The organism is Terracoccus luteus (assembly GCF_003635045.1).
In the GTDB taxonomy this organism is placed as follows: domain Bacteria; phylum Actinomycetota; class Actinomycetes; order Actinomycetales; family Dermatophilaceae; genus Terracoccus; species Terracoccus luteus.
Genome location: NZ_RBXT01000001.1, coordinates 3839123 through 3863811, shown reverse-complemented (window position 1 = coordinate 3863811; position 24689 = coordinate 3839123). Strand labels below are relative to the sequence as shown.

At 73.8% G+C, this 24689-nt stretch carries 20 protein-coding genes; 9 read left to right on the top strand and 11 right to left on the bottom strand.

Features of this window, described 5'->3' with window-relative positions:
- Positions 1-87 precede the first annotated feature (87 nt).
- From DFJ68_RS17380 to hisC, 7 genes are all read right to left on the bottom strand, one after another.
- Complete coding sequence (locus DFJ68_RS17380) at positions 88-1599, bottom strand: dihydrolipoamide acetyltransferase family protein (protein ID WP_121034814.1); 1512 nt, start codon at positions 1597-1599, stop codon at positions 88-90.
- Between the two features lie 27 nt (positions 1600-1626).
- On the bottom strand, positions 1627-2613 hold the full coding sequence (locus tag DFJ68_RS17375) for an alpha-ketoacid dehydrogenase subunit beta (protein ID WP_121034813.1): 987 nt from the start codon (positions 2611-2613) through the stop codon (positions 1627-1629).
- Complete coding sequence (pdhA, locus tag DFJ68_RS17370) at positions 2613-3767, bottom strand: pyruvate dehydrogenase (acetyl-transferring) E1 component subunit alpha (RefSeq protein ID WP_121034812.1); 1155 nt, start codon at positions 3765-3767, stop codon at positions 2613-2615. The genes DFJ68_RS17375 and pdhA overlap by 1 nt, the downstream gene beginning before the upstream one ends.
- A gap of 202 nt (positions 3768-3969) precedes the next feature.
- On the bottom strand, positions 3970-5322 hold the full coding sequence (locus DFJ68_RS17365; protein ID WP_211333416.1) for an AAA family ATPase: 1353 nt from the start codon (positions 5320-5322) through the stop codon (positions 3970-3972).
- 184 nt (positions 5323-5506) lie between these two features.
- Positions 5507-6319, bottom strand: coding sequence for a hypothetical protein (locus DFJ68_RS17360; RefSeq protein WP_147431643.1), 813 nt, complete (start codon positions 6317-6319; stop codon positions 5507-5509).
- A complete protein-coding gene (locus DFJ68_RS17355; protein WP_121034810.1) occupies positions 6316-6975 on the bottom strand; it encodes a hypothetical protein in 660 nt (219 codons plus the stop codon). The genes DFJ68_RS17360 and DFJ68_RS17355 overlap by 4 nt, the downstream gene beginning before the upstream one ends.
- 65 nt (positions 6976-7040) lie before the next feature.
- The gene (gene hisC / locus DFJ68_RS17350) at positions 7041-8165 is read right to left on the bottom strand and encodes a histidinol-phosphate transaminase (RefSeq protein WP_121034809.1); all 1125 of its coding nucleotides are present in this window, start codon (positions 8163-8165) and stop codon (positions 7041-7043) included.
- 225 nt (positions 8166-8390) lie between these two features.
- On the opposite strand from hisC, the gene DFJ68_RS17345 reads away from it, so the two are divergent.
- The 5 genes from DFJ68_RS17345 (at position 8391) to DFJ68_RS17325 (ending at position 14703) form a co-directional block, all read left to right on the top strand.
- On the top strand, positions 8391-9509 hold the full coding sequence (locus tag DFJ68_RS17345) for a 6-phosphofructokinase (protein WP_121034808.1): 1119 nt from the start codon (positions 8391-8393) through the stop codon (positions 9507-9509).
- A 48-nt stretch (positions 9510-9557) separates the two neighbouring features.
- A complete protein-coding gene (locus DFJ68_RS17340; protein WP_121034807.1) occupies positions 9558-9941 on the top strand; it encodes a phage holin family protein in 384 nt (127 codons plus the stop codon).
- Positions 9942-10077: 136 nt separating this feature from the next.
- Positions 10078-11220 carry an exonuclease SbcCD subunit D gene (locus tag DFJ68_RS17335; RefSeq protein WP_338067432.1) on the top strand — a complete coding sequence of 381 codons (1143 nt, stop codon included), beginning with the start codon at positions 10078-10080 and terminating at the stop codon, positions 11218-11220.
- 1 nt (position 11221) lies between these two features.
- Positions 11222-14266, top strand: a complete 3045-nt coding sequence (locus tag DFJ68_RS17330) for an AAA family ATPase (protein ID WP_121034805.1) — start codon at positions 11222-11224, stop codon at positions 14264-14266.
- A gap of 56 nt (positions 14267-14322) precedes the next feature.
- Positions 14323-14703, top strand: coding sequence for a DUF1304 domain-containing protein (locus DFJ68_RS17325; RefSeq protein ID WP_121034804.1), 381 nt, complete (start codon positions 14323-14325; stop codon positions 14701-14703).
- A 43-nt stretch (positions 14704-14746) separates the two neighbouring features.
- Here DFJ68_RS17325 and DFJ68_RS17320 read toward each other — a convergent pair whose 3' ends face one another.
- From DFJ68_RS17320 to paaN, 3 genes are all read right to left on the bottom strand, one after another.
- Positions 14747-15028 carry a DUF2795 domain-containing protein gene (locus DFJ68_RS17320; protein WP_121034803.1) on the bottom strand — a complete coding sequence of 94 codons (282 nt, stop codon included), beginning with the start codon at positions 15026-15028 and terminating at the stop codon, positions 14747-14749.
- Positions 15029-15345: 317 nt separating this feature from the next.
- The gene (locus DFJ68_RS17315) at positions 15346-16770 is read right to left on the bottom strand and encodes an MFS transporter (RefSeq protein ID WP_245963722.1); all 1425 of its coding nucleotides are present in this window, start codon (positions 16768-16770) and stop codon (positions 15346-15348) included.
- Between the two features lie 55 nt (positions 16771-16825).
- Complete coding sequence (gene paaN / locus DFJ68_RS17310; protein WP_121034802.1) at positions 16826-18553, bottom strand: phenylacetic acid degradation protein PaaN; 1728 nt, start codon at positions 18551-18553, stop codon at positions 16826-16828.
- 75 nt (positions 18554-18628) lie between these two features.
- On the opposite strand from paaN, the gene DFJ68_RS17305 reads away from it, so the two are divergent.
- Both DFJ68_RS17305 and paaI read left to right on the top strand, forming a co-directional pair.
- Complete coding sequence (locus DFJ68_RS17305; protein WP_121034801.1) at positions 18629-19825, top strand: 3-hydroxyacyl-CoA dehydrogenase NAD-binding domain-containing protein; 1197 nt, start codon at positions 18629-18631, stop codon at positions 19823-19825.
- The gene (gene paaI / locus DFJ68_RS17300) at positions 19822-20268 is read left to right on the top strand and encodes a hydroxyphenylacetyl-CoA thioesterase PaaI (protein WP_245963721.1); all 447 of its coding nucleotides are present in this window, start codon (positions 19822-19824) and stop codon (positions 20266-20268) included. Before DFJ68_RS17305 ends, paaI begins: the two co-directional genes overlap by 4 nt.
- A gap of 135 nt (positions 20269-20403) precedes the next feature.
- Here the strand turns inward: paaI and DFJ68_RS17295 are convergent, their stop codons facing one another.
- Complete coding sequence (locus tag DFJ68_RS17295) at positions 20404-21912, bottom strand: DEAD/DEAH box helicase (protein WP_121034800.1); 1509 nt, start codon at positions 21910-21912, stop codon at positions 20404-20406.
- A 371-nt stretch (positions 21913-22283) separates the two neighbouring features.
- Between DFJ68_RS17295 and DFJ68_RS17290 the strand changes: the two genes are divergently transcribed.
- The gene (locus tag DFJ68_RS17290) at positions 22284-23414 is read left to right on the top strand and encodes a ScyD/ScyE family protein (RefSeq protein ID WP_121034799.1); all 1131 of its coding nucleotides are present in this window, start codon (positions 22284-22286) and stop codon (positions 23412-23414) included.
- A 356-nt stretch (positions 23415-23770) separates the two neighbouring features.
- Positions 23771-24682, top strand: a complete 912-nt coding sequence (locus DFJ68_RS17285; RefSeq protein ID WP_121034798.1) for an ABC transporter substrate-binding protein — start codon at positions 23771-23773, stop codon at positions 24680-24682.
- The last annotated feature ends 7 nt before the right edge of the window (positions 24683-24689 follow it).

The following is a 24689-nucleotide window of genomic DNA, read 5'->3' as shown; positions in this document are numbered from 1 at the left end:
GGTGTGACGACCCCGTGAGAACGACGGTGGGCACCTCGCCGGTGGCGAGGTGCCCACTGTCCCGTGGTCGCGTGGACCGTCGCGGCGTCAGCCCCAGACGAGCGCCTGGGCCGGGTCCTCGAGCAGCGCCGCGAGGTCGGACAGGAAACGGCTGCCCAGCTCACCGTCGATGAGCCGGTGGTCGAAGCTCACCGCGAGCTGGGTGACGTGCCGGACGACGATCTCGTCGTGGCCCGCGGCGTCGGTGACCACCCACGGCTGCTTGCGGATCGCCCCGAAGCAGACGATGGCCGACTCGCCGGGGTTGATGATCGGCGTGCCGCTGTCGACGCCGAAGACGCCGACGTTCGTGATCGTCATCGTGCCGCCGGACATGTCGGCGGGCTGGGTGCGACCCTCGCGGGCCGTGGCCGTGAGGGCCCCGATGGCCTGCGCCAGCTCGAGCATCGTGAGCGCATGGGCGTCCTTGATGTTCGGCACGACGAGACCGCGCGGGGTGGCCGCCGCGATGCCGAGGTTGACGTAGTTCTTCTGCACGATCTCCTGGGCGGCCTCGTCCCACGTCGCGTTCATGCCGGGGTTGCGGCGGATCGCGACGACGAGCGCCCGCGCGAGCACGAGCAGCGGCGTGACCTTGACGTCGCGGAACTCCCGCGAGCCCTTGAGCCGCTCGACGAGCTCGACCGTCCTGGTCACGTCGAGCGTCACCCACTCGGTGACGTGCGGCGCGGTGAAGGCCGAGCCGACCATTGCCTGCGCCGTCATCTTGCGCACGCCCTTGACGGGGGTGCGCGTCTCACGCTCGCCCGAGCCGAACGGCATCCGGACCTCTCCCGTGGTCTGGGCGGCGGCCGAGTGACCGCTCGCCGCGACCGGCTGCGACTCGTGCGCGGACGTGGCATGGGCGGCGGCGGGGCGGGCGTGGTGCCCGGTCACGTCGTCGCGGGTGATGACGCCCTCGGGGCCGGTGGCCGTGACGGTCGTGAGGTCGACCCCGAGGTCCTTGGCCAGCTTGCGCACGGGCGGCTTGGCCCGCGGGCGACCACCGTCGGATGCCGGTGCGCCCGCGGGTGCGGACGTGGCCGGCGGCGCGGCCGGGGCGGGCTCGGTGCGGGGCGTCGTGGTGACCGGCTCTGGTGTCGGCGTCGCCGCGGCGACCTGCTCGGTCTCGGTCGGCGTGCCCGCGGGGGCGGCGGCCTGGGCGCCCTTGCGCGGTCGGCGTGCGGTGGCTCCGGCCTTGGCGCCGTAGCCGACGAGGATGGCCTCGGTCGGGGTGGCGTCGACCGGCGCGCCGGTGGCACCGGTCGCGACCGCGCCCGCTCCACCGACCGCCGGGGCGTCGTCGGCCGCGCCGCCGGTGCCGTCGTCGACGGCGATGATCGGGGTGCCGACGTCGACGGTGTCACCGACCTCGACGAGCAGCGAGCTCACCGTGCCGGCCCACGGGATGGGCAGTTCGACGAGCGACTTCGCGGTCTCGACCTCGAGCACGATGTCGTTGACCTTGACGGAGTCGCCGACGGCGACCTTCCACTCGACGATCTCGGCCTCGACGAGGCCCTCACCGGGATCGGGCAGGTTGAACGTCTTGATAGCCATGCAGGTTCGCTTTCAGCCGGTCGCGTGTCAGTACGCGAGGGCGCGGTCGACGCCGTCGAGGATGCGGTCGAGGTCGGGGAGGAAGTCGTCCTCCATCCGGCTCGGCGGGTAGGGGATGTTGGCGCCGGCGACGCGGATGACGGGCGCCTCGAGGTCGTAGAAGCACTGCTCCGTGACCTGCGCCGAGATCTCGGAGGCCATGCCGAGGAAGCTGCTCGCCTCCTGCACGCAGACGAGCCGGCCGGTCTTGCGCACCGACTCGACGACCGTCGCGATGGGCAGCGGCGACAGCGAGCGCAGGTCGATGACCTCGATCGAGGTGCCCTCCGACTCGGCGGCCGCGGCAGCTTCGAGCATCGTCTTGACGACGGGTCCGTAGCCGAGCAACGTCACGTCGGTGCCGGCGCGCACGACGTGCGCGTCGAACAGCCCCCGGGGGGCGCTCCCGGCATCCGTGTCGTACTCCGCGCGGTCGTGGTAGCGGCGCTTGGGCTCGAAGAAGATGACGGGGTCGTCGCACTCGATCGCCTGCTGGATCATCCAGTGGGCGTCCTCGGGGTTCGAGCAGGCGACGGTGCGCAGACCGGCGGTGTGCGCGAAGTACGCCTCCGGGCTCTCCGAGTGGTGCTCGGGGCTGCCGATGCCGCCGCCGAACGGGATGCGGATGACCATCGGCATCTTCACGGCGCCGAGCCCGCGGGCGTGCAGCTTGGCGACCTGGCTGACGATCTGGTCGAAGGCGGGGTACACGAAGCCGTCGAACTGGATCTCGCAGACGGGCCGGTAGCCGCGCAGGGCCATGCCGACCGCCGTGCCGACGATGCCCGACTCCGCGAGGGGGCTGTCGATGACGCGGTCCTCGCCGAAGTCCTTCTGCAGGCCCTCGGTGATGCGGAAGACGCCGCCGAGCTTGCCGATGTCCTCACCGATGAGCACGACCTTGGGGTCGCGCTCCATCGCCTTGCGCAGGCCGGAGGTGATGCTCTTGCCGAGGGTGACCTTCTCGACCGCCATCAGATCGCCTCCTCGAAGCTCGCCTGGTAGGCCTTGAAGGCGGCGCGCTCGGCCTCCATGACCGGGTGGTCCTCGGCGTAGACGTGGTCCCACATCGTCTCGCCCGGCATCGTCTTCATCGTCACGCAGCCCTCGCGCAGCTCGGCCGCGAAGACGTCGGCCTCGGCGTCGACCGCGGTGAAGAACGACTCGTCGGCCATGCCCTCGTGGGCGAGGTAGGTCTTCAGGCGCAGGATCGGGTCGCGGAACTTCCACTCCTCGACCTCGGCCGAGACGCGGTACTTCGTCGGGTCGTCGGCGGTCGTGTGCGCACCCATGCGGTAGGTGTACGCCTCGACGAGCAGCGGGCCGTTGCCCGAGCGGGCCTCGTCGAGAGCGTGCTGGGTCACGGCGTACGTCGCGAGAATGTCGTTGCCGTCGACGCGGATGCCGCGGAAGCCGAACCCGGCCGCACGCTGGAAGAGCGGGATGCGGGTCTGCTTCGTGACGGGCTCGGAGATCGCCCACTGGTTGTTCTGGCAGAAGAAGACGACGGGGGCGTCGAAGCTCGCGGCGTAGACGAAGGCCTCGTTGACGTCGCCCTGGCTGCTCGCGCCGTCGCCGAAGTAGCAGATGACCGCCGTGTCGCGGTCGGGGTCGCCCGTGCCGACGTTGCCGTCCATCTTCACGCCCATCGCGTAGCCGGTGGCGTGCAGCGCCTGGGCCCCGATGACGATCGTGTAGAGGTGGAAGTTGTTCTCCTGCGGGTCCCACCCGCCCTGGCTGACACCGCGGAAGAGCTGGAGGCTGCTCTGCGGGTCCATGCCGCGCACGAAGCCGACGCCGTGCTCGCGGTAGGTCGGGAAGACGAAGTCGTGGGGCCGCAGGGCCCGGCCGGAGCCAACCTGGGCGGCCTCCTGCCCGAGCAGGCTCGGCCACAGGCCCAGCTCGCCCTGGCGCTGCAGGGCGTAGCCCTCGGCGTCGAGGCGGCGGATGAGGACCAGGTCGCGGTAGAAGCTGCGCAGGTCGTCGGCCGAGAGGTTCTCGACGTACCGGTCGTAGTCGGGGTGGGACACGCGCTGTCCCTCAGGGGTCAGCAGCTGGATCATGTCCGGGCCACCGTCACCGACCGAGGGGGTCGGCTCCTGCAGCTCGGCGACTACCTTGTCGCTCACTCGGGCTCCTTCACCGGTACGAACCGGCTGTGGTTCGGGCCGCTCGCGGGGGTCTCCCGCGCATCGGCTGGGGGTGGCGTCGCTGCCCGCCGTTGTGACGGCGGACACGGACGGGTCCTCGCTTCGTAACGTACCGGAGCCCTCGGAGGATCTCACAATGCGGGACGCTTGGACGCGCCGACGTGGCGGATGCCGAAGGCGGCTACCGGCGCGAGCCCCAGCTCCACGGCGGGGTGCTGAGCAGACCCTGCCCCTGCACGAACGTCTCGCCGAGGTCCTTGCCGAGGGTCACCGTGCGCGGCGCGGTGCCGAGCCCCGTCTCCCGGTCGTCCTCGTCGAGGCCGTCCTCCTCGGCGTCCCCGTCGTCCCCCTCGGCGCCGAGGGCCCGCACGAGCAGGTCGGAGTGCGACACGACCATGACCTGGCTGCGGGTCGCGGCGGTGCGGATGAGCCGGGCGAGGGGCGGGACGAGGTCGGGGTGCAACGACGTCTCCGGCTCGTTGAGCACCATGAGCGGCGGCGGGTCGACGGTGAGCAGCGCCGCCACCCAGATGAGGTAGCGCAGCGTGCCGTCGGACAGCTCGGCCGCCGAGAGGGGCCGCAGCATGCCGGGCTGGTGCAGCTGGACGTCGAAGCGGCCGTCGGTCACGGCCACGTCGAGCACGGCCCCGTCGAAGGCGTCGGCGACGGCCGCGTCGAGCTGCGACCGGCCGTTCTCGCGGATGGTCTGCAGGGCGGCGGCGAGGTCGGACGCGTCGTCGGCGAGCACCGGCGTGCGGGTGCCGACCTGTGAGCGGCGGGCGGGCGCGTCGACGTCGGTGCGGAAGCCGTCGTAGAACCGCCAGCCACGGATCATCCGGCGCAGCGCGAGCAGCTCGGGGGCGCGATGGGGGTCGGCCAGCTCGGTGAGCATGCTCTGCCAGGGCTGCAGCGACCGGGTCAGCTCGGTCCAGCCCTTCGGTGTCGGCCGCGCCCGGCCTGACGGCGCCCGCCCACCCGGGGCGTGGACGTGCCCCGGTTCCGCGGGATCGGACTCCCACTCGTCGAAGCCCCCGCCGCCGCCGTCGTCCCAGTCGTCGTCGCCCGAGCGTGACTGCACGACCGACCACTGTCGTCGGACGAGCACGCCGGCCGGCCGCATGACGGGGCCGGCGAAGACGACCTCCCGCTTGATCTCGGGGTCGCGCACGAAGGCGGAGGGGCTGTCGGGCGACTGGGACGGCAGCCCGAGGTCGACGAGGTAGCCGAGCTCGCCGGTGGTGAAACCGAGCCGCAGGCTGATCGGGCCGCGCCGCCGCGTCCCCTCGACGGCGTGCCCGCCGCGCCGCGTCCCGCCCAGGGTCGCCGGGCCCGCCCACAGCGCCGACTGCAGACCCCCCTCGCGCGCGAGGGCGCCGACGACGTCACCCCGCCCGCACCCGGCGAGCAGCCGCAGCGAGCGGTAGAGGCTCGACTTGCCGCTGCCGTTGGGGCCGCGCACGACGTCGAGACCGTGCAGCGGCACGACGACGTCGCGCAGCGACCGGTACCCGGACACCGCCACGCACGTGAGCACCCGCTCCCCCGACCTCTCCCCGTCGCCCGTCAGCCGCCGTACCGGAACGGGTCGCCGCCCCCGTGCTCGGCGTCGGTCGGGTGGGTCGGGTGGGCCGGAACGTGTCGCGTCTCCATGCCCCACGACGGTAGGGGTGGCCTCCGACAGTGGCCGTCCCCCGGGGCCGAGGGGCAACGGATGCCGGTCAGCGTCGCGGATGCCGGGGGGCGCGGTCGGTGGGTCCGTACGCCTCGTCGTCGGAGAAGCCGACCGGCGGCCCGTCGACGACGCGCCCACGACGTCGGTCCGGACGGGCCGGTGCGCCGTCGCCCGTGGGCGCGGGGTCGAGCCGGGCGACGCCGACCCGGGGCCGTCCCGGCCCGGCGTCCGCACCTGCGTCCGGTGCGAGGTCGGCCGAGGACCCCTCGTCCGGCCGGGGGCCACGACGGGCCCGGACCCGGCCCACACCCTCGAGCACGAGCGACCGGCCCGCCGGCCACAGGGCGACGACAACCGCGGCCACGAGCAGCAACGCCGCGACCGTCTGCACGTGCCCGGCCCACGTCGTCTCGACCCGGGCGCCCGGCCCGAAGACCTGCTGCTGCCCGACCCGTTCGGCGGCCTGGCCCAGCACCGCCGTGGCGGCGACCGTGACCCCGACCGCCCCGACGGGCAGGGCCCCCGGGCGCCGCACCCACCAGAAGAGGGCGGCTCCCCCGAGCCCGAGGGCGACGGCCACCGCCAGCCCGACGAGGAGGAGCACGTTGCCGGCACCGGTGAAGTCGACCCCGCCGAGGTCGGGCCCCTCGACCCGCGAGCGGCCCCACGTCCAGAGCAGGGTCCGCACCGGGCTGGGGTCGAGGGCGAGCCCGGACGTCGACCGGTCGCCCTCGGGCGGGTCGTAGACGATCGCCGACACCGGCCAGACCAGCTGGGCGACCGACAGCAGCGACCCCGCGGCCGCGAGCACCGCCGCCGCCACAGGGACCACCGGGACGGGCGGGCGCCCGGTCCTCACCGGTCGGGCTCCTCGGCGCGCAGGCCCACCTCCGGGCCACCCAGGTGTCGGCCGGGCGGCTGCAGCCCGTCGTCCGTCGCCCGCCGGGGCCGGGTCACGGCCGAGGCGTCCGAGGTGTCTGCGGCGTCGGCGACCCCGATGCCCGACACCGGGCCGTCGTCACCCGGCCTCGGCCCGAGACCCCGCACCGACAGCACGACGACGCCGGCCAGCGCCAGCACGAGCACGACCGCGGCCGCGTTCTCGGCGGCACCCGCCGCCGGGGTGTACGAGCGCACGTCGAGGCCCGTCAGCGCGTAGCGGTCGATGTCGGACGAGCGCCCGAGCCGCTCGACGGCGGAGTCGACCACGCGCGTCGTCGCCACGGCGAGGGCGACCACCCCGACCAGGGTCGCGCCCGGGCCACGTCGCCATGCCCACCCCACGACGGCGACGAGGGCCACGACGAGCACGGCGACGAACAGCACCCGCCCCGGCACGTTGTCGACGAGGTCCTCGCGCCCACCCGCGAGGCGGATCCGGGTCGCGCCGTAGCTGAAGGACTCCTGGGCCTGGATGACGACCCCACGGCCCGGGTCGGCGATCGCGAGCCGGTAGGTCGGCGCCACGACCGCCGGCCCCGCGAGGGCCAGGCCGAGCACGGCTGCCCCCGCCACCAGCGGGCGTGGGCCGGGCCGCGGACCGGGCCACGACGGCATCCGAGCGCGCACGTGACGGCCGCTCAGCGGGCCCCGAAGGCCCCGGCCACCTCGAGGAGGCGCGAGTTGGCCTCGGTCTCACCGATCGTCACCCGCACGCCGTCGTCGCCGTAGCGGCGGACCATGATGCCGGCCTCCTCGCACGCCCGGGCGAAGTCGGCGGAGTCGGTGCCGAGGGGGAAGTAGACGAAGTTGGCGTCGGACGCCGGCAGCTTCCAGCCCTGGTCGGCCAGCCCCTGGGCCACGCGGTCGCGCTCGGCGACGATGCCGGCGACCCGCTCGGCCAGCTCGTCGTAGGCGTCGAGCGAGGCGATGGCGGCGAGCTGCGCGACCGAGCTGACCCCGAACGGGGTCGCGGTCTGGCGCAGCGCCGCGGCCACCGGCGGGTGCGCGACGGCGTAGCCGACCCGCAGCCCGGCGAGGCCGTACGCCTTGGAGAACGTGCGCAGCACGACGACGTTCGGATGCCGGCGCCACACCTCGAGCCCCCGCACCGCGTCGCCGTCGCGCACGAACTCGACGTACGCCTCGTCGACGACGACCACGACGTCGTTCGGCACGCGGTCGAGGAAGGCCTCGAGCTCGTCGGCGTGCACGCACGGGCCGGTCGGGTTGTTCGGCGTGCACACGAGCACGACGCGGGTGCGGTCCGTGACGGCGGCGGCCATCGCGTCGAGGCGGTGACGCTGCTGCTCGTCGAGCCCGACCATGACGGGCACGGCGCCGGCGAGGCGGGTGGCGATCGGGTAGGCCTCGAACGAGCGCCACGCGAAGACGACCTCGTCACCCTCGTCGCAGGCCGCGGTGATGATGTGCGACAGCACGGCGACCGAGCCGGTCCCGAAGGCGAGGCACTCGGCATCCACGTCGAGGAAGCGCGACAGGCGCTCGGTCAACGCGGCCACGGACATGTCGGGGTAGCGGTTGACGGCGGCGGCGCCCTGCCCGATCGCGGCGAGGACCGACGGCAGCGGGCCGTAGGGGTTCTCGTTCGACGACAGCTTGTACGGGGTCACCCCGGCGGGGGCGCTGGCCGGCTTGCCTGGCACGTAGGCGGGCAGCTGCGACAGCACCTGGCGCAGTCGCACGCCACCGGCCTCCCGGGTCGGGGTGCCCTGGCCGTCCGCGCTCGACGCGTTCTCGCTCATGCCCGTCACTCTATTGCCGTCTCACGCCCGCGACCGTTCGGTGGACGCGGCCCTGTCGGCATACAGTCGAACTGGCTAGGCTCTGCGCCGTCGTGCCACAGTCGCCGCGACGGTCTCGTCGGGGTGCGTCGGGAGCCCTGAGGGGCCGCCGGGCGCCACCCCTCACCCACCGTTCGTCACCACCTCGCCACTGCTCGCGAGTCACTCACCGAAAGACGTCGCCACATGCGCATCGGCATTCTCACCGGGGGCGGGGACTGTCCCGGCCTCAACGCCGTCATCCGCGGGTCCGTCCGCGCCGCGGAGGCCACCTACGACAGCACCGTCATCGGCTTCCGCAGTGCCTGGACCGGCGTCATGCAGAACGACTACGAGATCCTCGACGTCGACCGCTGCCGCGGCATCCTCCCGCTCGGCGGCACCATCCTCGGCACGAGCCGTGACCAGCCCTTCGCCCACGACGACGGCCTCAAGCGGGTGCGCAAGGCCTACGACCGCCACGGCCTCGACGCCATCATCGGCATCGGCGGCGAGGGGTCGATGGGGGTCGTCAACCGGTTGCACGAGAAGGGTTTCCCCGTCATCGGGGTCCCCAAGACGATCGACAACGACATCGCCCTCACCGAGATGACCTTCGGGTTCCAGACCGCCGTGCAGGTCTGCACCGACGCCATCGACCGCCTGCACACCACCGCCGAGTCGCACCACCGCGTCCTCGTCGTCGAGGTCATGGGGCGGCACGTCGGGCACATCGCCATCTGGTCCGGCCTCGCCGGCGGCGCGGCGATCACGCTGACCCCCGAGGAGCCGTTCGACATCGACGAGGTCTGCGAGCGCATCGTGCACCGGCACCGCAAGGGCCGCTTCGCCACCATCGTCGTCGTCGCCGAGGGCGCGCTGCCCCGTGAGGGCACGTTCGTCATCCCCGAGCCCGAGGTCGACGTCTACGGCCACAAGATCCTCGGCGGCATCGGCAGCATCCTCGCCCGCGAGATCCAGGGCCGCACCGGCATCGAGAGCCGCATGACGGCCCTCGGGCACATCCAGCGCGGTGGGTCGCCCGTCGCCTTCGACCGCGTCCTCGGCACCCGCTTCGGCGTCGCCGCGGTCGAGGCCGCCCTCGACGGCGCGTGGGGTCAGATGGTCGCGCTGCAGAAGGGCCAGATCGAGCGGGTGCCGATCGCCGAGGCCATCGGTTCGCTCAAGATGGTCGACCCCGATCTGCTGCGCCTGAACACCATGTTCCAGCCGCGGCTGCCCGACGACGAGCACCCCGGCATGCCAGAGGGGCACCGCGACCGCCTCGGGCGGGCCGAGCAGGAGCTGCTGCACGCCGACGGCTGACGGATGCCGGTCGGGGCGCCGGGTGGGTGCCGCGTGGAACACTGAGCCATGCTCGCCAACTTCGCCATCAAGACCGTCATCAACGGCATCGCCCTCTGGGTGGCGGCGTGGGCCGTGCCGGGCATCACGTTCGGCCGCGACATGCCGGCGTCCTCGGTGTTCCTCACCGTGCTCGTCGTCGCCGTCATCTTCGGCGTCGTCAACTCGCTCGTGCGACCGCTGTTGACGGTGCTCACGCTGCCGTTCATCATCCTCACGCTCGGGCTGTTCGTCTTCGTCGTCAACGCCCTCATGCTGCAGCTGACCTCGTGGCTGGCCGACAAGTTCGACCTCGCGTTCCACGTGGAGCACTTCTTCTGGGATGCCGTCCTCGGCGCCCTCATCATCACCTTCGTCTCGATGCTGCTCGGCTTCCTCAAGCCCGAGAAGTGACGGTCCCGCCCTCACGACCGCGCCGTCGGGGGCCCCACGGAGTGGCAGGTTGGGCGGTGTCGGTGGGGGCGCCTACCGTCGTCGCATGCGGTTGCTCCACACCTCTGACTGGCACCTCGGGCGCACGCTCCACGGCGTGAACCTCCACGAGGCACAGTCGGCCGTCCTCGACCGCATCTGCGAGCTCGTCGAGAACCCGCCCGACGGCGTCCCGGTCGACGCCGTGCTCGTCGCCGGCGACGTCTACGACCGCGGCGTGCCACCGGTCGAGTCGGTGCAGCTCTTCGAGTGGACCCTGGCCCGGCTCTCCGAGATGACGACCGTCGTCGTCACCTCCGGCAACCACGACTCCGCCATCCGGCTCGGCTACGGCGCCGGGCTCTTCCGCGACCGCATCCGCCTGCTCACCGACACGGGGCGGCTCGACCTGCCCGTCGTCGTCGAGGGCAGCGACGGCGTCACCGCCGCCGTCTACGGCATCCCGTACCTCGACCCCGACCACGCCCGCGTCGCGCTGGGCGGGCGGGAGCCGCTCCCCCGCTCGCACCAGGCCGTGCTGTCGGCGGCGTGCGACCTCGTGCGCGCCGACCTCGCGCGGCGTGGGGGCGTGCGCAGCGTCGTGCTGGCGCACGCGTTCGTCGCCGGCGCCGAGCCGAGCGAGTCCGAGCGCTCGATCATGGTCGGCGGCGTCGACCGGGTCGCGGCCACCGTCTTTCAGGGAATCGACTACGCCGCCCTCGGCCACCTGCACGGGCCGCAGGCACCGGTCGGCGCGGAGGGCTCGGTCGTGCGCTACTCCGGCTCACCCCTGCGCTACTCCTTCTCCGAGCAGGACCACACCAAGGTCGTGCTGCTCGTCGACCTCCCCGCGACCGGCCCCGCCGTCGCCACCCCCGTCGAGATCGAGCAGCCGCGGCCGATGGCGAGCATCTCCGGGCGCCTCGACGACCTGCTCGCCGACCCCGCGCTCACCGTGCACGAGGCGTCGTGGGTGCGGGCCACCGTCACCGACCGGGTGCGGCCCGACCGCCTCGTCGACCGGCTCCGCTCGCGCTTCCCGCACGTCCTGCAGACGTTCCACCAGCCCGAGGGTGCGGTCGACCGTGGGCGCAGCGGCACCACCGCCGTCAGCGAGCGCGACCCGCGCGAGCTCGGCTCCGACTTCATCGCCCACGTCACCAAGGCCGAGGCGAGCGACGGCGAGGTGGCCGTCTTCACCGCCGGCTACGAGGCCGCCGTCCGCGCGCAGAAGGCCGCCGAGGCGCAGGAGGTGGCGTGACATGCAGCTGCACCTGCTCGAGATGACGGCCATCGGGCCCTACGCCGGCACCGAGCGCATCGACTTCTCCCGGCTGGGCCGGGCCGGCCTGTTCCTGCTCGAGGGGCCGACGGGGTCGGGCAAGTCGACCATCATCGACGCCATCACCTTCGCCCTCTACGGGCGCCTCGCGCAGGCGTCGGCGGATGCCGAGCGGATCCACTCGCACCACGCCGACCCCCGCGCCGTCCCCGTCGTCACCCTCGTCTTCGAGACGCAGTCGGGCCTCTACCGCGTGCAGCGCACGCCCCGGTTCGAGCGGCCGAAGTCGCGCGGCACGGGCACGACCGTCCAGCAGCCGAGCGTGAAGCTGTGGCGGCTCGGCTCCGTCGACGACCTCGAGCACGGTGAGCTGCTCTCGACCTCGATCGGCGACTGCGACGACGAGATCACGCGGGCGGTGGGGCTCACCCGCGACCAGTTCGTGCAGACGGTGATCCTCCCCCAGGGTGAGTTCGCGACCTTCCTGCGCGCCCGGTCCGAGGACAAGGGCAAGCTGCTCGAGAAGGTCTTCGGCACGGCCTTCTTCCGCCGCGTGCAGGACTCCCTCATCGAGGCCGGGCGCGCCGCCCAGGCCCGGCGTCAGACCGCCGCCGACGAGATCGCCATGGCCGTGCACGCCTTCGCCGTCTCGGCCAACCTCGACGACGAGCGCCGTGAGCGGCTGTCGGTGCTCGGCCGCAGCGTGGTGCCCTCGGCCGCGTCGGGCGGATCGGCCGCCGGGGCCACGGCGCCGGGACGCCCGACGCTGCCAGACGAGCTCGCCGAGGTGCTCGACGAGCTGCGCACCCGCGAGCGTCATGCGGGCAAGGCGAGCCGCGAGGCCATCGAGACCCACCGGCAGATGGCCGACATGGTCGGCGACGCCCGGCTGCGCATGCAGCGCCGCGAGCGGCTGCGCCAGCTGCAGCAGCAGGAGCACGACCTCGGCCAGCAGGCGGTCGCGTTCCAGTCCCTGCGTGACGAGGTCGCCGCGGCGCAGCAGGCCCGCCCGGTCGCCGGTGCGGTGCGCACGCTGGCCGCGTCCGAGGCGAGCCTGCGCAAGGCCGAGGCCACGGTGACGACCGCCCTGGCCCGCCTCGACCCCGCCCTGCGCGACCGTGGGGCGCCCGCCCTGCGTGAGGCGGCGACGGCGGCCCGCGAGGTGGTCGGCTCCCTCTCCGCGGCGACCGCTCTCGAGACCACGTTGCCGCAGCGACAGCAGGAGGTGTCCCGGCTCGAGCGGGAGGTGCAGGCCCTGACCCGCTCGCAAGCCGAGACCGTCGACGAGCTCGGTGCGCTGCCCGCGGTCGTCGCCGAGCACGAGGCCACCCTCACCGAGTCGCGTCGCCGCGCGGCCCTGCTCGACGACCGCACCGCCGACGGCGAGCGCGCGGCGGCCCGCCTCACGGCATCCGTCGCCTTGGCCGAGGCCCGTCGACGGGCCGACACGCTCGCCTCCGCCGCGACCGACGCCCTGGCCGCCGTCGCGACCGGCGAACGCGAGCTCACCGCCCTGCGCACGGCCCGGCTCGAGGGCATCGCCGGCGAGCTCGGGCTGGCGCTCGTCGACGGCGCCCCCTGCCCGGTGTGCGGCTCCTGCGAGCACCCGGTGCCGGCCAGACCGACCGACGGTGCGGTCACCGCCGAGGTGGTCGAGCAGCAGGAGCAGGCCGTGGTGCGCCTGCGCGCCGCCGGTGACCGGGCTGCGACCGCCCTCGTCGAGGCCCGTTCCGAGGTCGCCGGCCTGACGGTCGGTGCCGGCGGTCTCGACGTCGACGCGGCCCGGGCCGAGGCGCAGGCCGCCGCGGCCGCCCTCGCCGTGTCGGTGCAGGCGGCGGCCGACGTCGAGACCGGCGCGGCGCGGCTCACTGCCCTGCGCGGGCGCAGCGACGAGCTGACGGCCGTCGCCGCCGACCTCGGCTCCCGACTGGCCCGCACGCAGCAGGCCCTCGTCGACCTCCGGTCGCGCGTCGACGACGAGACCGCGCTGGTCGAACAGGCCCGTGACGGCCACCCCAGCGTCGCCGACCGACGTCGCCGTCTCGGCGAGAGCGCCCGCCTGCTCGACGCCGCGGTCGACGCCATCGCCGCCCGCGACACGGCCGCCACCGCGGTCGCCGACGACACCGCCGTCCGCGACGCCGACCTCGTCCAGTTCGGGTTCACCGACCTCGGGGCGTGGCTGGCCGCCCACCGGTCGAGCGAGTGGATCAGCGAGGCGACCGCCCGCATCGCCGACTTCGAGACGGCCTGCACCCGGGTGCGTGCCGGCCTCAGCGGCCCCGAGCTCGCCGACGTGCAGCTCGACGCCCTCTTCGACGACATCGAGCAGATGGCCGCGCTCGAGAAGGCGGCGAAGAAGGAGATGGAGACCGCGACCCACGAGCACGGCAGTCTCCGCGACCAGGTGGCCCGCACCCGGCGCCGGCTCACCGCTGTCATCGAGGCGGTGGACCGCAACGCCGAGGTGCTGGCCGAGACGGCCGACGCAGTGCGCGTGGGCCAGCTCGTCGCCGGGGGCGGCGAGAACCAGCTGCGCCTCGACCTCGCCAACTACGTCCTCATCCGCCGCTTCACCGAGGTGCTCACCGCCGCCAACACCGAGCTGGCCCGCTTCTCGGGTGGCCGCTACAGCCTCGAGCACACCGACGCGCGCAAGGGCAACCTCAAGTCGGGCCTCGGGGTGCGGGTCCACGACATGCACACCAACCAGGTGCGCGAGGTCGGCACGCTCTCCGGCGGCGAGACCTTCTACGTCTCGCTCTCCCTCGCCCTCGCCCTGGCCGAGGTCGTGCGGGCGGAGTCGGGCGGCGTCGACCTCGGCACCCTCTTCGTCGACGAGGGGTTCGGCTCGCTCGACCCCGACGTGCTCGACGACGTCATGCACACCCTCGAGGGGCTGCGCGAGGGAGGCCGCACGGTCGGCATCGTCAGCCACGTCAGCGAGCTCAAGGCCCGGGTCGCCGACCGCGTCGAGGTGCTCGTGCGCCCCGACCGCACCTCCACCCTGCGCGTCACCGCCTGACCCCCCTCACGTCGCGCCGCCGAGCGGGCGCGGTCCGGCGGGCCTATCGTCGGCACATGAGCGTCGTCGCGAGCGTGTTCGTCGGTCTGGCCGCCCTGCTCCACGTCTTCATCTTCGTGCTCGAGAGCGTGCGCTGGCGGGAGCCCGCGACGTGGCAGCGCTTCGGCGTCGCGAGCCAGCAGGATGCCGACACCACGGCCTCGATGGCCTACAACCAAGGTTTCTACAACCTCTTCCTGGGCGTCGGTGCCGCCCTCGGGGTCGTCCTGTACGCCACCGGCCACGAGAGCGCCGGGCGCACGCTCGTGCTGTTCTCCACGGCATCCATGTGGCTGGCGGCCACCGTGCTCATCACCACCGGACGCAGCTACCTCCGGGCCGCGCTCACCCAGGGCACCCTGCCGTTCATCGGCTTCGTGCTCTTCCTCTTCGTCTGACGTCCCCGCGTCCGACGGGCGAACGGGCCTGCCCGGCGTCAGGTCACATCGGCTCGCGCGGCGCCGGGGCGGCGGAGTGCGCGTCGACGAAGTCGCACAGCTCGGTCAGCGAGCCGAAGCGGACCTCACGCGGCAGCGCTCCGAGGCGCCACAGCAGCCGGCTCGGCGCGTGGGCGCGGACCAGAGCTGCGAGCAGCTCGTCCTGACGCCCGGGGAAGCTCGTCGCGCCGAGGTAGCCGGCCATCTCGTCACGCCACGACACCTGGTCGTGGCCGTCGGGCAGGGCTGCGACCTCGCCTCGGAAGGGAGCGAACTCGATCGTCATGACACACCTCCACTTCGCAGCGCCCGGAGAGAGTCCAGCGCTGCACCATCTCGTCGCCGTCTGCGTACCCTCGCGCCCCCGTCGCAGTCGCCCGACGCCGCCGTTCGGGGTGTGACCCCGGCCACCCGCTGACGGCGCCAGGTGCGCGCGACCTCGCCCTGAGGGGTGGGCCGGGCCGCTCGCCGCACGCACGACAGGGCATCCCGGGTATCTAGCACCCAGGGTGGCGTCACCGAGGTTGAGCCAACAGCTCCGGTGGCGCCACCCGTCCCCCTGCCGGCAGGGCCGGCGGCGCACGCCCGACGAGGCGCCGGCGGTCAGACCGCCGGCCGCAGGCGCGACCGGTGGGTGGTCGTCACGAGCGCGACGACGACGACCCCGACGAGGGCCGCCGACGTGGCCAGGCTGGCGTAGCCGAAGCGCCCGACGACGACGCCGGCCACCGCGCCGCCGCCCGCCCCGGCCAGCCCCATGACGAGCTCGGAGAGACCTTGGACGGCGGGCCGTTCGGACGCGCCGACCGACGACGTGAGCAGCGTCGAGCCCGACACGAGGGTGCACGACCAGCCCAGCCCGAGCAGCACGAGCGCCGCGAGCAGCAGCCCCGACCACCCGAGGTGGGCCCGCGAGGCCAGGACGCCGGCTAGCGCGAGCACGACGCCGCCGGTGACGGCGACGGGGCGCCCGCCGACGCGGTCGACGGCGAGACCGACGACGGGCGAGAGGGCGTACATGCCGACGATGTGCATCGAGATGACGAACCCGATCACCTCGAGGTCGGCGTCGCCGTGGCTCATGTGCAACGGGGTCATGACCATGACCGAGACCATGACGAGGTGCCCGAGCGCCGTCGTCAGCAGCCCGAGCCGTGCCGTGGGGTTGGCCCGGACGACCCGCAGCCCGCGGGTCAGCGACCCGTCGTGGTCGTCGGGGTCCGGGTCGGAGGTGCCTCCGGTGCGGGTGCTCGCGAGCGCCGGCGCCGCCGGACCCTCCGCTGCTGCCGTCGCCTCGGTGACGGGGTCGACGACACCGGATGCCGGTCGGCTCGCGTCCGGGGCCGCGGCCGCCGTGGCGACGCGTCCCTCGCACTCGAGGCGTCGTGAGACGAGCAGGGGGTCGGGGCGCAGCAGCCGGTTGATGACGAGCCAGGCGAGCACGAAGCCCACGAGGGCGAAGACGTACGACCCGGCGAGCGGGGGCAGGCCGACGGCGGTCGCGAACGCCCGCCCGGGCCCGACGAGGTTGGGGCCGAGCACCGAGCCGATGGTCGTGGCCCAGACGACGACCGACAGGTCGCGGCCCCGGCGTCCCTCCGCGGCGAGGTCGGCGGCGGCGTAGCGCGCCTGGCCGTTGCCCGAGGTGCCACCGCCGAACAGCAGCATGCCGAGCAGCAGCAGCACGAACGAGCCGGCCACCGCGGCGACGACGACGAGCGCCGCCCCGAGCAGGGCGAGCAGGTAGCCCAGCTGCAGGCCGGGCCGGCGTCCCCGGGCGGCCATGAGCCGGGCCACCGGGATCGAGATGAGCGCGCCGCCGAGCACCTGGAAGGTCGTGCCGAACCCCGCGAGCGAGGCCGAGCCCGACAGCTGCTCGGCGAGCAGCACGCCGACGGCGATGCCGCTCGCCATGCCCAGCCCGCTCAGCACCTGCGAGAGCACGAGCACGCGCACGGTGCGTCGCTGCACGGCCGCGCGGCCGGTGACGGCGCCGGCCTGCTCGTGCAGCGCCCGACCCGTCGTCACGACGTCGCCCTCACCGCGTCCACGCCCCCGTCGCCCACCAGACCGACCGGATGCCTTAGGCGACGTGCCGGCGCGAGGTGATGACGCGGAACCGGTTGGCGACGAACGCGGCGTCCGTGTACGCCGCGTTGGCCGCGGGGTTGGCCCCGGTGCCGTGCAGGTCGCTGAACGCGGCGGTCTGGTTGACGAAGACCTGACCGGTGAGGTTCTCCGACAGCGCCACCCCCGCGTCGGCGGCGGCGTCGCGGGCGGCGTCGAGCACCCGCTCGTCGGTCGAGTACACCGCCGCCGTCATGGCCCCGTGCTCACGGACGGTGTCGGCGAGCTGGGCCAGCGACTGCTCCGTCGAGGCGGTGCGCACGAGGAAGCCGACCGGGCCGAAGCACTCCTGCGTGTAGACGTCCTCGCGCGACACGTCGAGGGCGACGAGGCCGGGAGCCCGCACGACGGCATCCGCGAAGGTCGGGTGCGTGACCCGGCGCGACTCGAGCACGACCCGCCCGCCCGCCTCGTCGGCGATGCGGCCGAGGGAGTCGGCGTTCGAGCGCACCTGGTCGTTGACCGTCGCCCCGAGCAGCTCGACGGCCTTGGCGTCGTCGCCCGTGAGCCGGCCGATGGCGGCCGCGAGGCGCTCGCCGAACTCGTCGAAGCCGAGGTGGCCCTCGTCGGTGTCGACGCCGCCCTCGGGCACGTAGATGTTCTGGGGCGCGGTGCACATCTGGCCCGAGTAGAGGGTGAGGCTGAAGGCGAGGTTGCCGAGGGCACCGCGCAGGTCGTCGGTCGAGTCGACGACGACGGTGTTGACGCCCGCCTTCTCGGTGTAGACGAGGATGCCGTTCGCCGCGGCGTTCTCCTCCAGCCACGAGCCGAAACCGGGGCCGCCGGTGTAGTCGACGACGACGATCTCGGGCCGCTCGACGAGCGTCCTGGCCAGGCCCTCGCCGTCGGCCTCGGGGGCGAGCTGCACGAGGGCCCGGTCGAAGCCGGCCTCGGCGAGCACCTCGCGCGCCACCTCGACCGTGACGGCGAGGGGCAGGACGGCGCGCGGGTGGGGCTTGACGACGACGGGGTTGCCCGTGACGAGCGAGGCGAAGAGGCCGGGGTAGGCGTTCCACGTCGGGAAGGTGTTGCAGCCGATGACGAGCGCGACCCCGCGCGGCACGAGGCGGTAGTCCTTCTGCATCCGGGTCGGGGCCGGGTTGCCCTGCCGGTCGCGGCCCGGCTTCTCCCACACGACGGAGGTGGGCACCCGCTCCTGCTCGACGAGGCCGGCGACGACCGCTTCGACGGCGCGGTCCTGCGCGTGCGGGCCACCGGCCTGGAACGACATGACGAAGGGCTGGCCCGAGGTGTGCATGACGGCATTGGCCATCTCGAAGCTGCGGGCGTTGATGCGGTCGATGATCTCGAGGCACACGGCGGCGCGCACCTGGGGCCCGGCGTCACGCCAGGCGGGCAGCGCGGCCCGGGCGGCGGCCAGGCCCCGGTCGAGGTCGAGCACCGGGTAGGTGACGCCGAGCCGCGGGCCGTAGGGCGAGACCTCGCCGCCGACGTGGCTGCCGTCACCCGGCTGGTCGTCGAGCGCCGCGTAGGGGTGACCGAGGTGCGCCTCGTGGGCCGTCACGCCAGCGCCCGCCGCCTCCTCGCCGTAGACCCGGGGGCTGGGCGACTCGGGGTAGCGCGAGAACCAGGTGCGGCCGGCGAGCGCCGCGCGGGCCTCGTCGAGGGCCGTCGCGTGGGTCTCGAGCAGCGGGTGAGTGGGCGTCGTTGCCGGTGCGATCACGGCCCCGACTCTAGCCGCGCCGCCCGCAGGGCCCTCCCACCCCAGGCGGTGCCCGGCGGCGGGCAGGATGGGGGCATGGACGACGAGACGGACATCGACGACACCCTCGGTCACGTCGCCGTGGTGGGGGCCGGGGCGATGGGGGCGGGGATCGCCCAGGTCGCAGCCGCCGCCGGGCACCGCGTCTGGCTCGTCGACGCCGCTCCCGGCGCGGCCGAGCGGGCCGTGGCGAGCACCCGCACGGCCCTCGACGGACGGGTCGCGAAGGGGCGGCTGGGCGCCGACGAGGCGGACGGCATCCTCGAACGCATCGAGGTGGCGACATCGGTGGGCGACCTGCCCGAGTGCGCGCTCGTCGTCGAGGCCGTGCCTGAGTCGCTCGAGCTGAAACGGGAGGTGTTCGGCGCGCTGGCCGAGTCGCAGCCGCCGTCGACGATGCTCGCCACGAACACGTCGAGCATCGACGTCGACGCCGTCGCCGATGCGGTGGCCGACCCCGAGCGCGTGCTCGGGCTGCACTTCTTCAACCCGCCCGTCGCGATGCGGCTCGTCGAGGTCGTGCAGGGCTCACAGACGTCGAGAGCCTTCGTCGAGCACGCCGTGCGCCTCGTACAGGCGTGGGGCAAGACGCCGGTGCGGTGCCGCTCGACGCCGGGCTTCATCGTCAACCGCGTCGCGCGCCCGTTCTACGGCGAGGCCCAGCGCCTCGTCGAGGCCGGGGTGGCCGACGCGGCGACGGTCGACCACGTGCTGCGCGAGCACGGCGGCTTCCCGATGGGACCGCTCGAGCTCACCGACTTCATCGGCCAGGACGTCAACCTCGCCGTCGGCACCTCGGTGTGGGAGCAGACCGGTCGCGACGAGCGCTACGCGCCGACGCGGCTGCAGCAGCAGCTCGTCGAGCGCGGCGACCTCGGCCGCAAGACCGGTCGCGGCGTCTACCGCTGGGAGGGCGGCCGGGCGGTGCTCGACCAGCCCGATCTCGAGCTCGCCGCACGCCTCGTCGGCGGTCCGGTCGAGACCGACCCGCTCGCGCGGACGCTCGCGATGCTCGTCAACGAGGCCGTCGACCTCGTGCACCGCGGGGAGGCGACCGCCGAGGACGTCGACACCGCGATGGTGCTCGGCGTGCGCTACCCCAAGGGGCCGATCGCGTGGGGCCGCGAGCTCGGCTTCGACACCGTCGAGCGCACGATCGTCGCGCTCGACGCAGCGTTCCCGGGCGGTCGCTACCGACCGAGCCCCGCCCTGCGCGACGGCGGGCTCACGTGAGCGGCACCGACGACGGCGAGACCGACGACGTCGAGGTCGCCGAGGGCGTCGGGTTCGCCCGGCGCATGTGGCGTGACGACGCCGCCTCGCGGGCCCTGGGCATGGAGGCGACCGTCGTCGAGCGTGACCACGCCGTCGTCCGGATGCCGGTGCGGGCCGACATGGTCAACGGTCACGGCATCTGCCACGGGGGTCTCGTCTTCAGCCTCGCCGACTCGTGCTTCGCCCTGGCCTGCAACTCGCAGGGGGCACTCACGGTGGCGGCGGGCGCCGACGTCACCTTCACGGCATCCGCCCGGCTCGGTGACGTGCTCGTCGCCGAGGGACGGGTGCGGGCGTCGTTCGGCCGCAGCGGGCTCACCGACGTCACGGTGACGCGCGAGGCCGACGGCCTCGTCGTGGCCGAGTTCCGCGGCCGCAGCCGCACGCTCGTGCCCCGCTGACACCCGTCGAGAGGGCCCGTAGCCCCCGTCGAGAGGACGCCTGGCCCCGTCGAGAGGTCACCGGCCGCCGGCACGGCCGAGGTCGTGACCACTCGACCTCCGGGGGGCGCCCTCCCGAGGGAGGGCGCCAGCGGGTCAGCGGGAGCGGCGGCCGCCGGCGCGGGTGCCGGCCGAGAACGAGGCGGCGCTGCCGCCCGAGGTGGTCGAGTAGACCGTCGAGCTGCCACCGCGGGGGCGGGACTGGCCGCCACCCTGACGGCGACCGGCCGACTGGCCGTCACCGGCGGCACCGCGACCGCGACCCGCACCACCGCGACGGGGCGAGCCCGTGGGCGACGGGGCCGAGGCGGATGCCGGGGCGCTCGCGCCGCGGCCACGGCCACGACCGCGGCCGCCACCGGACGAGGTGCCGCGGGACGCGCCGCCGGAGCGCGGGGCGGCCGCCACGGGCTCCTCGCGGACGAGGCCACCGGCGAAGCTGCGCTCGCCCGGTGCCAGCTCGGCGAGCAGCGGGTGGCCGAGGGCCACCCGCGTCGTCGTCGGCTTGATGCCGGCCTTGCGGGTCAGGTCGCGCACGTCGCGGACCTGGTCGTCCATCATCATCGTCACGACGATGCCGTCGTTGCCGGCGCGGGCGGTGCGGCCCGAGCGGTGCAGGTAGGCCTTGTGCTCGACCGGCGGGTCGGCGTGGATGACGAGCGCGACGTCGTCGACGTGGATGCCGCGGGCGGCGATGTCGGTCGCGACGAGGGTCTGGGCCCGGCCGGCGTGGAAGTCGTCCATGTTGCGGGTGCGGGCGCCCTGGCTGAGGTTGCCGTGCAGCTCGACCGCGGGCACGCCCGAGGCGTTGAGCTGCTTCGCCAGCTTCTTCGCGCGGTGCTTGGTGCGGGTGAAGACGACCTTGCGACCCGGCGCGGCGGCGAGGTCGAGGATGACCGGCAGGTGGGCGTCGGAGGCGACGTGCAGCACGTGGTGGCTCATCGTCGAGACCGGCGACTGGGCCGAGTCCGCCTCGTGCGTCTTGGGATCCGTGAGGAAGCGCTTGACGAGGACGTTGATGGCGCCGTCGAGCGTGGCCGAGAACAGCAGGCGCTGACCGTCGCGGGGCGTCTTGTCCATGATGCGACGGACGCCGGGCAGGAAGCCGAGGTCGGCCATGTGGTCGGCCTCGTCGAGGATGGTGACCTCGACGGCGTCGAGGAAGACATGGCCCTGCTGCATGAGGTCCTCGAGGCGACCGGGGCAGGCGACGACGACGTCGACGCCGGCCCGGAGGCCCTGCACCTGCGGGTTCTGCCCGACGCCGCCGAACACGGTCTGCGAGCGCAGGCCGAGGGCCTTGGCGAGCGGCGCCATGGCGGTGTCGATCTGGGTCACGAGCTCGCGGGTCGGGGCGAGGATGAGGGCCCGGGGCCGACGGGCCTGGCGGGTGCGGCCGGCGGCCGAGAGCCGAGCGAGCAGCGGCAGCAGGAAGGCGTAGGTCTTGCCCGAGCCGGTGCGGCCGCGGCCGAGGACGTCACGACCGGCGAGCGAGTCGGGCAGCGTCGCGGCCTGGATGGGGGTCGGGGTGGTGATGCCCTGCGCGTCGAGGACGGAGACGAGGGCGGCGGGCACGCCGAGAGCGGCGAAGGTGTCGATGGACACGGGTGATGTACTCCAAGAGCTGGAAAGGGTCGTTCTGCCCGGCGCGAGCCCGTTCGTCGGTGGACGTGGTCGCGGCGCAAGAGCGAATCGACGGGGTCGGCGTGAGCCGGACCTAGAAGAACGGCCCGAGGCAGAACTGGGCGGGCCGTCCGCACCAGTCTACGGCATGCCACCGGCACCGCCGACTACGTCGTCCCCAGGCTCCCCGAGCGCTCCGTTATCACGAGTTTCCGAAAATCGCATGCGCGGGACGCCCGGGGTCCCTACCGTGGTGTGACCGTCGTCACAGGGACGGCGCGGGGCGACGAGGTTCCCGACGGGGACACGACGGGGCGCGTCACCTCTGCTTCTCCTCCACAAGGACAGAACGCATGCGCAGAACCCGCCTCATCACGGCCGCGACCGCCGCGGCCGCCCTCACCACCATCGGCCTCGTCTCGGCGCCCGGCGCCGGCGCGGCCGGCTCCACGGGCAGCTCCGACACCTCACGCGGTCGGGTGCTCACCACCGACGTCATCGCCCCCTACCAGATGGCGGCCACCGCCAAGGGCGCCTACGTCGCCGACGGCTTCACCAACACCCTCAGCCTCCTCCGCAAGGACGGCTCCCTCAGCGTCGTCGCCACGGGCACCGGCAGCGAGATCGGCGGCGTCGACGCCAGCCCCGACGGCAGGTCCATCGCCTGGCTCAGCACGACGTTCCCCTCCGGCCCCGGTGAGAGCTTCAGCTCCTCCATCACCATCCGCACCCAGGGGAAGAAGGACGTCGTCGCCAACCTCGGCAAGTACGAGAAGACGATGAACCCCGACCGGGACGTCACCTACGGCATCGTCAAGAACGGCAACCCCTGCGCCCGCGAGGCCCTCAGAGGTCTGACGGGTGGGCCGGCCACGTACAAGGGGCTGCTCGACTCCCACCCCTACGCCGTCGCGAGCTGGGGCGACGGCTGGATCGTCGCCGACGCCGCCGGCAACGACCTGCTCAAGGTCGACGCGAAGGGCGCCATCTCGACCCTCGCCGTGCTGCCCGCGCAGCCGATCACCTTCACCGCCGAGATGGCGGCCGCCGTCGGGGCGCCCGACTGCGTCGTCGGCGTGACCTACGCCTTCGAGTCGGTGCCCACCGACGTCGAGGTCGACTACCGGGGCAACCTCGTCGTCACGACCCTGCCGGGCGGCCCCGAGAGCCCTGCCCTCGGCGCCCGCGGGTCGGTGTGGACGCTGAACCCGACGAGCGGCGCCCTCAAGCGGCTCGCCACCGGCTTCCTCGGGGCGACCAACGCGGCCATCGGCCCCGACGGCGTCTACGTCGCCGAGCTCTTCGCCGGCAGGATCACCAAGGTCGACTGGAGCGGCCGCAAGAGCCTCTTCACCAAGGTGGCCAACCCGCTCTCCCTCGAGGTGCGCGGCGGCACGCTCTACGCGGGCACCCTCGCCGACATCGACATGAGCACCGGCCAGGTCGACGGCCCGGGCAGCATCCGCTCGTACTGGATCCTCTGACCCGAGTCCTCCGACCGAGCCCTCGCGCCCGGGTCCCCACCCGCACGGGGTCGCCCCGGGGCAGCACGGGGCAGTACGGGGCAGCACGGACCCACCGACCGCGCCCACCGGCATCCACGCCCTCCCGGATGCCGGTGGGCGTCGTCGTGCGCGCGCGTGGTCCTGGGCGCGCCCGCGGGCGGTCGGGCCCGGGTGCGGGGCGCCTCAGGCAACGGTTCGGCCGCAATCACGTGTGCGTACGGCCGGAGGTGGCAGGATCGCCCCCAGTCGACCGCCGCACCGCCGCCCGGTCGCCCGCACACCACCCCGTCCGCGCGGCTCGTCCGCGCGGAGCGTTCGTTGGAAGGACTCCCCACATGCGCCGCATGTCCCTCATCGCCCTCACGGGCGTCGCCGTCGCCGGCCTGTCCCTGTCGGCCTGCGGGTCCGACTCGATGTCGACGTCGCCCGGCGCCGGCTCGACGCCCGTCGGGAGCGGTTCGGCGGCCGGTGGCGGCGCCGACGCCACCCTCGCGGCCAAGGTGCCCGCCGACCTCAAGTCGGCCGGCAAGATCGTCGTCGGCACCGACCCGACCTACGCCCCCAACGAGATGCTCGCCTCCGACGGCAAGACCGTCGAGGGCTTCGACCCGGCCCTGTTCGACGCCGTCGCCGCCAAGCTGGGGCTCAAGACCGAGTACGTCCCGGCCGGCTTCGACTCGATCATCCTCGGTGTCACCGGCGGCAAGTACGACGTCGGCGTCTCGAGCTTCACCATCAACGACGACCGCAAGAAGCAGGTCAACATGGTGAGCTACTACAGCGCCGGCACCCAGTGGGTCGTGCAGAAGGGCAACCCGGACAACGTCAACGCCGACGACGCCTGCGGCAAGAGCATCGGCGTGCAGAAGGGCACCGTGCAGGTCGACGACCTGACCGCCCGCAGCAAGAAGTGCACGGACGCCGGCAAGCAGGCCATCAACCCGATCGTGCAGGAGGGCCAGGACCAGGTCACCGCCGACCTGGCCAGCGGCAAGACGGTCGCCATGCTCGCCGACTCGCCCGTCGGCCTCTACGCCGTCAAGCAGACCGGCGGCGCGCTCGAGGCGCTCGGCGACATCTACGACTCGGCCCCCTACGGCATCGTCGTGCCGAAGAACGACACGGCGCTGGCCGACCTGCTCGTCGAGGCCCTCAAGGCCACCAAGGCCGACGGCAGCTACGAGGCGGCGCTGAAGAAGTACGCGGTCGAGGCCGGCGCCATCGACGACTTCGCCGTCAACCCCTGAGCCGTCG